Below are 9,966 nucleotides of genomic sequence, written 5' to 3'. Positions count from 1 at the left end.
ACTGGCAAGGACAACGTCGAATTGATACTCTCGGGCATGGTGGCGTACTCCTGGGGAATTGGGTCCGTAATCAACCAAATTCAAACCCAAGTACGCCGCCTTTTTCAACTCAACTCATCCACAACTTTCGGTTATATCTCTTAGTCCGAAGGCATTGCGCAATGTGATTGGCCTTTTGGGTTTCAGCACGCGTTGCGGTCAGGATCAAGTTCGCTTCGGGATTCCTGAGTCCTTGCCGCGCCCAGTCCTGTGTCAAACGATCCATGGCCGCTGTCCGGTCGTTGGCCACAGTCAACAATCCGCGCTGGGCATATTTGGCCAACGCAGCTGGCGCGTTACCTTCGCCAAGATCCTTAACTGCTTCACGCGCCCAGGATTCCTGTTGCCGGCGAATCTCAGTAAGTTCGAAATGTCCGATTCGTCTTGCCAAGCCGGCCATGGCGCCGCCAAATTCGATCGATTGTGTTTGGCGAGGATCGCCGCAATAGTTCAGTTTGGCGCCTCTTTCGAGCAACTCGCGCTGGAGCTCCTTTAATTGACGCGTACCGGCTGTAACCGCTTCCTCGATAACGAAGATCGACTTATGATCAATACCGAGATACGATCGCCCTCCTTGTCGAATCGATTCTGACTCCTTGCGCAAGCGAATTAATGTCATGTCGATGGTGTCGCTTTGGATTCCGGCCTCGGCCGCAAGTCCGACCGCGGCCTTCCCGGTATGCGCGGCGCCATAAACGGAGTAACCCTCGGATTCCCACACCTCGCGAGCGGCGCGAAGCAATGTTGTCTTTCCTGCACCTGGCCACCCGCTAAGGATTTGCACGGCGCCCGGTCGGGCCGTCAGGTAACACACCGCATCACGCTGCTGCGGCGAGAGATCGGGATAGTGCGCCAAAACCTTGTCGATGGCTTGCCGATTGACTACGTGAGAATGGTCGCGCTGCGCTACTTCCGCTTCTGCAAGTAGAGACTTCTCAAGCGCCACGATCTCCGGCGTCGAAAACAGCGGTCTCTCTTCTTGATATCCAAGGCGCACGATCGCTGGAGATTGTTCAAGGGCGCGATCAACGGTCTGACAGACCATCTGGGCAGAAAGTCCTTTGCCCTGCGCTTCCTCAGCTACAAAGCGAACTAGGTCGAAGTCGGTAAAACTACTCTTGTGCTCGGTTACGCGATCGAGAGCCCGCTTTAGGACCGTCGCCTGCCGTATCTCGATGTCATCTCGATACGGCGGCACGTGATTAAGGCATTGGGCGACCTGGTCAGGACCGAAGCCAAGAGCTTTGAACTGTGACTCCCACTCTTCGACGAGTACCGGAAGCGGAACATGGACTTTCGCGGACCGGGTAGCTAGGGTCGCAAAAGCGGCGGCCCGAGCGCTCGCGAAGCCACCTTCTGAGAGTCGCGCCTCGATCGCCTGTCGGCGGGTGGACATGGCGTCGACGACATTTTGAGGTACGCCTTCGATCGCGAAGCCAAAGGATTTGCGAATGGGCGTCATCCCAAACCGTTGCTCGCTCAAATAGGCGAGCTCTACACGGAACAACGCACCCATTGCCATTTTCAATTGTGGTTGAAAAAGCGATTGCTGATCGAGGGCACCAGAGCGGCCGTCCGACGCAAATGCGGGCCGATAAAATATCAGATGGGCATGCGCGTGGCATTCGCCATCACGATTCTCCATCTGCGGGAATGCACCAACCACCATTTGTGGCCGTTGACGATCGGTACCTTGGGTTCCGAATCGAAGAGTCGCGCCATGCTTTTCCACGAAAGCGATCATCGGCCGGGCAGCGTCTACCATTAGAGCCGTGACATCGTGAGATCGCTTTTTCCACATTGAAGCCAAGAGGATCGACTCCGTCTTGTCACAGTTTTCAGTAAAATCGATTCCATACCATCCATTCGTCGGTCCAGCATTGCGGATGAGGGGTATCCCTTCAGGTGAGTAGCCGTAAAACAGTCGCTCGTGCTGTTGCTGAGTAACCGTGCCACTGAGGCCAAGCAGCGCGCAACCACTACCAAGCCAAAATCCCGGCGCATCTGGATTCGCAAAGAAGTATTTGTCGCGGTAATATGGCATGTTTTTCGAATCGATTCGGTTGGAGGTAATCAATGCGTCGTACCTCCTTCGATTGGATTCACGGGTCCCAGATGACTCCGCACCCAATCGAGCGCTTCTGCTGGCTCTGCATGTCCTGCATCGCATAGCAACGTCAGCGTCGCGAGGCGGAGCTGGTTTTCGAGTCGTGCGAGTCCCTCGGTCATCTTCACTTGGGACGTGTTGCTTAAGTGCTCGATGACAATTTGCCGTGACAACTCGCCGATCGACATTTGGCGTTCGGTAGCCTGAATGGCCAATCGTGCCGCTAGAGAGTCGTGCAAGCGGAATGCAATCGTTTTATTCTGATTCGCCATAATCCATGTATTCATTGGGAGATTCGATTAGGACCGATGCGCGGCAGTGAGGTACTGATATCGCCCAGCGATGGCGACACGCATTTCCAACGTCCAAACGGCCTAGTCTGTCACGTGGTCGTTAGACTTAGAGCCTATCGAATACCAGCAACGTCCTCGCTGAAATCGCTCGCATTGACAGCGCTTCTCCGGTTTTCGGATAGGTTCTTAGCTGTACGCGCGTTTGTTGTGCGTGCGACTGCGACCTTGGACTTCGAAGCGTGACTAGAGTCGGGCGCCGTCGCGGACTTCACCGCGGCAGCGAGCTTCGACTGTTCGATGGCAGAAGATCGCGACGTCGTCTTTACCTTCTCATGGAAAGTGTGGAGGGATGCGCGTAGTTCTTCAAATCCTTTGACGTATCGCTTCATCTTTGCCAGATGTAACTGACGCTGCTGTTCATCAACTTGATTGGGAACACTCGATAGATGAGCGTCGAGCCTCTTCAAGAATAATGACGAGCGTTCGAGGTACTGTTTGAAGGCGATCAATTCTGCTTCCTCTGCCTCAATGGCTGCCATCTCGGCCCACGACCTTTCCGACAACAACGACCAGGTTTCTGCAAGCTTGAGGTAGTCCTCCTTGATCTCCGCATATGGTTCCTCAGCCGCGTATTCCTTGAAGAGTTTGGCGGCCGCGAGGTAGGCTTCTGGTGTCGTGTAGTGCGAAACAAGCAGACGCTTCAAGCTCGCCAGATACTCGACTTCATTCTTTAGAATATCTTGCGAGGCCGCAGAGAGAGCGCGAACCAACGGCTGCATTTCCTGAAATACCTCGTTGGCTCCGTGCTCGCTTGCGCTTTCAAAACGGTCGACAGCCTTCTGTAGACTGTCAATCATGCTTTCTTGGCGGCGTGCCAGATCCTGTTCCTTTGTTGCTATGAACTCTTTTAACTCATAGGCCTGTCTGAGCGGACTGTCCACCCCTTCTAGAGGTGCTGACCACGCCAGGGATGTGGCATACAACATGACGACAAGCAAGATGAGAGGACGCAAGAACACTTCGAGCAAGCTAGCCGCCCAGACGAGTATTTGGTCGGTACGCATAAACAACGCTCCACTATTGTTTGTAGGGATTATTTGCCAACGTCCACCACAGTCGTGGCGTTGGCTTAGCTGTAGCGACTGTCGTACGTGTTGTGCCTCCAGCTGGTAAAGCATTCACAGCCCAATGGCTCACACTTGCGGCGAGGATGCCCATTGAAACCGCGCCTATGACGCCGACAACTGCAATCTTCTTAGTGGTCTTAAGTCGCTTGGTTAACCTGGCGCGGAGCCTGTCGAATGCCTGCACGGTGGTAATTGTTCGGACGTTCGTTGGGCAATTAGCAGCGAAGTCGGCTGCTGTCACACGCTGAAGCACTTGGACCCACTCTTTGGCGGTCGGGCGCACATGAGGATCGCGATGACCTCCCTCAAAGCATCGACGGAATAGCCTTCGCACCTCGGCTGGCAGTGCGTCATACGGCGGTGCCGATTGCTTTGGGCGATAATGCGGAACGCCGCGTTGTGCATAGGGAAATACGCCGTTGCGAATCCGCGTGCCTAGTGGTGGTGCGTTACCAGATCCGCTAAAACCCGCAGCGAACGGATGAAAGCCGCGCATTAGTAGGCTGAAGATGATCACGCCGAGACCGAACAAATCACAAGCTACTGTTCGATCGATCGATGAGAACGACACGCCTTGCAATTCTGGCGGCGTGTACTCTGGCCTACCAACATTGCATCTGTAGACTTGCCCACCATCTTGCACCTGGAACGAATCGACGTCGACAATCACCACACGGTTTCCCGCGGCCACCAAGACGTTGCAGTCATTGACGTCTGCAATCTGTGAGTGTGATTGATGAACATTGGCGAACGCTTCTGCGAGATGACGTGAGATGCTCAATCCGTCCTTGAGCGACAACTTACCATTCCGTAGTTCGCGATAAATTTGAAATAGTGGTCTAGCATGAGAGACGTACGGCATCACGCATCCGATGCAAAGTGAACTGTCTTTGGACGAATACAAGAGTTCCTGCGGGGCGCAAATGCAAAACGTCCCTGTCGCAATCTGTAATCTGCTACGAAGTGCCTGGAGCTTCGCTTCGCAAACGTGCTGTACATCTTTGGGAAGTTTGGCCACTCGGTCAGACTGACCCTCAATGGCACAAATCGTTCCCTCGCCTCCCTCATGCAAGGGAGGTAATTTGATTTCGATGGGCCTCCGCCCTTTTCCGGCGAGTGCTTTCATAGCTTGCCCCAATCTGCAGGTGGTAAATCGACCTCTTCGCCAACAACGGAGCGACTGATCGCTTGCATACTCGCGGCTACCCAGCGAAACATCGCTCGATAGTTCGCATGCTTGAGAGGCAATGGCTTACGGCACGATAAGCTTGCGAGCGCGCTCATGTCGGCTCCGTCGACCCCCACAAAAAAGAATGCGACACGGTCTGCAGGATTCGGCGCGCCTTCAAAGTCGGCAATCATCGCTTTGGCGGCATCAGTGAGTTCCGTGTCTGAAAATGCGCCATCCGTGATTACTAAGACAAACGGCCGGGTTGAATCGAGCTCATGGTGCTTGTACAGGGCAAGCCGCTCTTTGACGATCTCGCCTGCCTTCAGTAAAGCGCCGAACCCTGGCGTCATACCGATTGCCTTGAGATGTGGTGATACAAACTCTGATGCTAGAAGGAATTCCTGAACTACCCGGATTGGGCCAAAGGTCACGATCGCCACCTCAACGCGCTCCGACACCAGAGCGTCCGAAGTAAGGATGGACGCGAAGTCAGCCAAGCCTTGATTGACCTGAGCCATAGAGTTTGTCATTGAAATGGATGTGTCGATCAACAAAACGCAGGGCGATCGCGACTCGGGATTGTCATGCAGCGGGTTCAGCCGCTCCACTTCCGACCGTGGTTTCGATACAATCCAGCCTTTCATGACCATGAGAGTCTCCATTCGAAAAAGAGAAAACAACCGCGAAACGCGGACACGATGATCGTCGATGGTGGGGGCTCGCAGCAATTCTGCGATAAGCTTGTCGAGCGGCGCGATAATGCCGGCCGCCGGGTGCGGAAGGTGATCCACTCCAAGGATGCGACGTGCCTGACGCCACTGCCGATAGCGGGCGTAGTAGTGCCGACGAATCGGATCCAGCCGCCTGCGCCGTGAAATGTCCCCGTCCTTCATGGCTGCCTCCAAGATTGATTTGAATACGTCGCCTCAAGCTGATTGCCACGACACCCTCAATCTCTGTTACACAGCGATGGGATCGCTTTTGGGCAAGATTCTGAAAAAAAACTTTCTGGAGCCAAGAACGCAGGGTCCCGAAAGCTTGACCAATATCGAAGTACGCGCTAGTTTCGCCCGATGGATCCGGCTAAAAGCACAGAGTCAGAGCGTCAGCCACTAGACGCAGCTGACGTAGATATGCCCGCTTTTTGGGCAATTGTCGGCTTGCCGCCGCCTTGTTGGGAGCCCGACCAGGCTTCACCAACTGTCAACCGACAACTCATTCAGAGGGTTGTCGCGCACGAGTGCACCGACGCTGAGTTTAGTTATGTGGCGTCACTTGCAATAAGGTTTCGTCCCTGGATGCAAGAGCTCCAGCAGGCAGCCATCGACGCCTGTGATACTAACTATCGCCGAATATCTGATGCTCCCGACGCTTGAGCTGTGCAATTGCTCTCTCTTCGATCCCGCGCAACCTTTCGACGCTAATGCCATAGTGCTGGGAAAGCTGCTTACGAGGCACTTTGTAGACCAATCGCTGCAGAAGAATACCGAGAGTGTAAGGGTCGAGTTTGCCGAAGGCCATCGCCACGAGGTCCATCCGCACAATTCGTTTCTGCTCTTCAGATGAATATTCATCCTCAAGTTCATGTAGAGGTATGTCGCTCCTACGAACTCGGTAGGAAAGACCTCTTCGCTGATCGCTCAATACAAGATTGTGGAATACTGTTCTTAGCCAACCAAAGAACGTGTAATGCTCATACAGGTTAAACAGTGACCTCGGGGAGCGCTTCAGCATCGAGTAGAAATCGGCCAGAAAACAACTGATGATCTCTTCCGAATCATTCTCCCATAGTCTCTTTGCTGCGTTAGATCGAGCGATAGCACGGAAAGTCATCTGAACCCAAGAACTGTTTGAAAGCTTCTCAATTATGTCGTTGGCATTGTCTTTCGGGCTTTGCAAAAGCGGAAGAAGTGAATGCTTCAACCTAAGGTCATCCGGGTGTCCACCTCTATCTGCCTCGGCTAATAGATCGCTGACGTTTCCAGGCAGATTGAAGGTGGCTGCTAACAGGAGTTCAGGAACAATCGAGTGAGTGGCATGCTTTCCATATATCTCGATCGGATTTGAATCAAACAAATGGCTTCCGTACACGGCGCGGGCGAGATCGTCGCGGGAAATATATTTGACGCAGAATCCTGCCAATCGCCGTTCAGCATCTCTCATTTCATCTGCTATCCTTGGTTCGTGTTTTGATTTCCAGAACAGATCTTTCAAAAAGTCCACTCGGAAGCACGTCGCGTTCGCGACTGCCGAAGTGACGTCAATTGCTCGGGGAGCGATCTCCACTGCCTTCATGCCAGCCAGACGGGCTAGTCGGTCGTCAATGATTCTAGGAATAGCCTCCGCGAGCGCCCTGGCGCCTCTGTTTTCATTTGTGGCATCGAACCATTTTAAGGCCGCGTGCACGACTGTCCGCCGATGATGACCAAGGGCGAGAGAAGCGGCGTCTAAGACGATTTGGTCAGAAACGCGATGCTTTGCAAGGATCCGCAAGGTTCTCGTGTCAAGGATGTCCGTATTTTTGCCTGGATCATTCCAAACCTTTCGAAGCACCGGCAACAGCGGCGCCGGAAACTCATCTACAAAAAGACCTCGACGCATCGAACGGTAGAGTCTAGGAAGTCTGTGTGGGAAGGGCTTTTCAAACAACTCTCCGGCGAGATCTAGAAAAAATGAATGTTCCGGATAATGCTCGATGAGCGCACTCGTAGCTGCGCTCACAACATCCATATTTGGATCGTCGACCATTATCTCCACGAGGAAGGCAATCGCCTCTTCATTCTCGTTTGGTGCCTCCGCCAATGCGCTCGCGATGGCTGCACGATGGCCGGAGGGACCATGCGTTAAGCGCATTCCCTCGGATGACAGCCATTCCAGCAAGTCTGCGGCAATGCCTTTTCGCTGCGGCGCACTATGGTTGACTTGATGCTCCGGCCGTAAGTGTTCTTTGTACCATCGACGAAAGATGTCAAGAGGCACTTTATCAATGGCGATCTTCACGAATTCCAGTACGCGATTGCGCAACGATTCTTCAGGGCTGCATATCATGCGGAACAAAACTGCCGGGCGAATATCCAACAGCAATTCCACGCATTCCTTCCAGGCAGTTTCGCTCTCAGTCGAACTCAGGAAATCTACAATTGGCTTCAGGGCAGCATCGCAATCGAGTGTTGTCCACATCTGGGATGCGATCATTCTGCGTGCCGCGGCCCGCATAAATGAGCTCTCTGAACAGAATATTGGTAGGACGCAGAATATGGGACTTGGATCAACGTCATTGAGCGTTAGTTCGTCGGATGATTGAGCCAGTATCCACCGTGCCGCAAATTCCTGCGGAAGCGGGTACCCAGTGATCAACGCCTCGGCAAAAGGCCAGAATTCCTGAAATCCGGCTACAAGTTCGCAGGTATCTGGAAGCATAGTCGTCCCCTCAAGCGTCTTAAGGATCTCTTCCCCTTATACACAGGGGCCGGGACAAAATTGGGCGGAATTTATTCCGAGCAAACTGGGCAAAACGCGCAAAACAAAGCTTTTGCGGCATTGGTAACGATTCGCCTATTTGCGGCATCGACGAATTCGTTCCGTCTGAATGAAGAACCCCTAGCGGCGGTCAACGTCACGAGCGTCCCATAGCCTGGGGCGCCTTCACCAGGGTCATCCGTGACCATTGTTGCTGGGCGATTGCTGTCCCTCAGTTTGCAAAGTCGTGCAGTCGCTTCGTTGCGGATCCCAAGACTCACCGGAGGAGATCCACACACCTGAGGCACTATAAGTGCTGCAAGTGCAATAAGGCCCTTGCAGAACAGTGAAGACGATGAAGGAGACAAGGATATGGAGAGGACTGAACGAACCAAACCCGCTTATGAAGCCAAATTGAACGGCGTAAGACTCGCCGTCTGGGAAAACGAGACTGACGGCAGGCGATGGCATTCGGCGGCGCCGTCCCGGCGTTTTGTCGACCCGAGCAGCAAGGAGCCAAAGTACACCGCCACGTTCAACGGTGTCGCGGACCTGTGCTTGCTCCGCGAGGCCATCAACCAGGCCATCGACTGGATGAACGGTCGAGACCTTGGGGGCGATGAGGAATAAAAGCGTGTGGCCCAGAGGTGGCGGAGAGACGGCAAACAATTCTCAGAAACCACCAAAGGGCCGCACTTTTTGGATGATGGACCAGATGGAGAAACAGAACAGATACAACGGCTTCACCAACTACGAAACGTGGGCCGTATCGCTGTGGATGAGCAATGACCGAGCAGCATTCGACTACTTTCGGACGCTCGCTTTCGTGACACTCTCAACCGAAAAGTCGCGAAGCACGAAGGAGTCAGCGCCGGAGGATTCAATACGTTCGCTGGCGAATACGTTACGGCAAGAATTTGAGGAGCGTTCACCCGTTCGCGAGCATGCCACCGTTTATGCGGACCTGATGAATGCTGCCTTATCAGAGGTTGATTGGTACGAACTCGCCGACAATCTTTTGAGTGACCTTACGGAGGACGAAGAAGGATGAACGACATCATTTTTAGCTACACCCGCGAACAAGCAATTGCGGACGGCGTTTTGATTGACGTTTCGAAGATGGCGGCGGAGGCAGGATTTCGCTACCCCGTCGCCTTGACACAGGCCGTATGGGGCGACTGCGTCGCTGTAAGTAAGGAGGATGAAGGTCAAGACGAGCAGGGGCGACTGTGGGACATCCTGAACGTGCTTCGGTGTAGCATCCGCTCTGCTGGCGGCGGACAGCTGGTTCACTTCGACGTGTTGGTCGCCAAGGGGGGCAAACCGCCCCAGCCGATTAATCTCAAGGCCCATTGCGGCCCCGGGGACGAGTTGGAGCCAGTAATCACGGTGATGCTGCCGCATGAAGATTAATCCACTTGTCGAATTTCCGCAGTCCCCAAGCCAATACGCTAGGCATCCGCGAGCACTCTGCGCGGGTCGCCCCGTCCCTTGGCTTACGAGCATTCACGCAACAGAGGGGAGAAGTCTTTACCCCAACATTTCGGAGGAAGAATGACCAGAGCCATGCCGCGCCGTCGGCTGCCGGACCATATCGCGGAGGCGATGGCAGTAATCTTGGACTATGTCTGGCAGAAGGAAGCTCAAGACTATTTGTCGAAGTCTCGGGAGGAGCAAGAGGGGCACATTTTCACCGACGTGCTGACGGTACGACAATGGTTGTCAGGAGTTTCCAAGTCTCGCCGACGGGAGTTGAAACGATGAATGGCA

10 protein-coding genes are annotated in these 9,966 nt (G+C 53.9%); 4 read left to right on the top strand and 6 right to left on the bottom strand.

The window, feature by feature from the left end; all coding sequences use genetic code 11:
• Window positions 1–109: 109 nt before the first annotated feature.
• The 6 genes from mobF to VGN12_00935 all read right to left on the bottom strand — a co-directional run bounded on the left by mobF (window position 110) and on the right by VGN12_00935 (window position 8,157).
• Window positions 110–2,116 (bottom strand): MobF family relaxase, encoded by a 2,007-nt coding sequence (gene mobF / locus VGN12_00960; GenBank protein HEY4307995.1) that lies wholly within the window; start codon window positions 2,114–2,116, stop codon window positions 110–112.
• Entirely contained in the window at window positions 2,113–2,433 is a 321-nt protein-coding gene (locus VGN12_00955) for a hypothetical protein (GenBank protein ID HEY4307994.1), read from the bottom strand. Before VGN12_00955 ends, mobF begins: the two co-directional genes overlap by 4 nt.
• A 119-nt stretch (window positions 2,434–2,552) precedes the next feature.
• Entirely contained in the window at window positions 2,553–3,503 is a 951-nt protein-coding gene (locus VGN12_00950) for a hypothetical protein (protein HEY4307993.1), read from the bottom strand.
• Window positions 3,504–3,516: 13 nt separating this feature from the next.
• A complete protein-coding gene (locus tag VGN12_00945) occupies window positions 3,517–4,428 on the bottom strand; it encodes a hypothetical protein (GenBank protein HEY4307992.1) in 912 nt (303 codons plus the stop codon).
• Between the two features lie 260 nt (window positions 4,429–4,688).
• Window positions 4,689–5,630: a VWA domain-containing protein gene (locus tag VGN12_00940; GenBank protein HEY4307991.1), complete on the bottom strand. Its 942-nt coding sequence runs from the start codon at window positions 5,628–5,630 to the stop codon at window positions 4,689–4,691.
• A gap of 445 nt (window positions 5,631–6,075) precedes the next feature.
• Entirely contained in the window at window positions 6,076–8,157 is a 2,082-nt protein-coding gene (locus VGN12_00935; protein HEY4307990.1) for a hypothetical protein, read from the bottom strand.
• Window positions 8,158–8,568: 411 nt separating this feature from the next.
• Here VGN12_00935 and VGN12_00930 point away from each other — a divergent pair, with 411 nt between their 5' ends.
• The 4 genes from VGN12_00930 to VGN12_00915 all read left to right on the top strand — a co-directional run bounded on the left by VGN12_00930 (window position 8,569) and on the right by VGN12_00915 (window position 9,960).
• Window positions 8,569–8,826, top strand: coding sequence for a hypothetical protein (locus tag VGN12_00930; GenBank protein ID HEY4307989.1), 258 nt, complete (start codon window positions 8,569–8,571; stop codon window positions 8,824–8,826).
• Between the two features lie 85 nt (window positions 8,827–8,911).
• Window positions 8,912–9,247: a hypothetical protein gene (locus VGN12_00925; GenBank protein ID HEY4307988.1), complete on the top strand. Its 336-nt coding sequence runs from the start codon at window positions 8,912–8,914 to the stop codon at window positions 9,245–9,247.
• Window positions 9,244–9,609: a DUF6573 family protein gene (locus VGN12_00920; protein ID HEY4307987.1), complete on the top strand. Its 366-nt coding sequence runs from the start codon at window positions 9,244–9,246 to the stop codon at window positions 9,607–9,609. The genes VGN12_00925 and VGN12_00920 overlap by 4 nt, the downstream gene beginning before the upstream one ends.
• Window positions 9,610–9,750: 141 nt before the next feature.
• A complete protein-coding gene (locus VGN12_00915) occupies window positions 9,751–9,960 on the top strand; it encodes a hypothetical protein (protein HEY4307986.1) in 210 nt (69 codons plus the stop codon).
• Window positions 9,961–9,966: the final 6 nt, after the last annotated feature.

This window comes from Pirellulales bacterium, assembly GCA_036499395.1.
Classification (GTDB): Bacteria; Planctomycetota; Planctomycetia; order Pirellulales; family JACPPG01; genus JACPPG01.
Note: the sequence above shows the minus strand (reverse complement) of the source record. Positions and strands in the feature narration are given on the sequence as shown.

Bases quoted from the DNA above. Each gene is read 5' to 3' on its own strand.
- VGN12_00955 (HEY4307994.1), bottom strand. From the start codon at position 2,433: ATGAATACATGGATTATGGCGAATCAGAATAAAACGATTGCATTCCGC.
- VGN12_00950 (HEY4307993.1), bottom strand. From the start codon at position 3,503: ATGCGTACCGACCAAATACTCGTCTGGGCGGCTAGCTTGCTCGAAGTG.
- VGN12_00945 (HEY4307992.1), bottom strand. From the start codon at position 4,428: ATGCCGTACGTCTCTCATGCTAGACCACTATTTCAAATTTATCGCGAA.
- VGN12_00940 (HEY4307991.1), bottom strand. From the start codon at position 5,630: ATGAAGGACGGGGACATTTCACGGCGCAGGCGGCTGGATCCGATTCGT.
- VGN12_00935 (HEY4307990.1), bottom strand. From the start codon at position 8,157: ATGCTTCCAGATACCTGCGAACTTGTAGCCGGATTTCAGGAATTCTGG.
- VGN12_00930 (HEY4307989.1), top strand. From the start codon at position 8,569: ATGGAGAGGACTGAACGAACCAAACCCGCTTATGAAGCCAAATTGAAC.
- VGN12_00925 (HEY4307988.1), top strand. From the start codon at position 8,912: ATGGAGAAACAGAACAGATACAACGGCTTCACCAACTACGAAACGTGG.
- VGN12_00920 (HEY4307987.1), top strand. From the start codon at position 9,244: ATGAACGACATCATTTTTAGCTACACCCGCGAACAAGCAATTGCGGAC.
- VGN12_00915 (HEY4307986.1), top strand. From the start codon at position 9,751: ATGACCAGAGCCATGCCGCGCCGTCGGCTGCCGGACCATATCGCGGAG.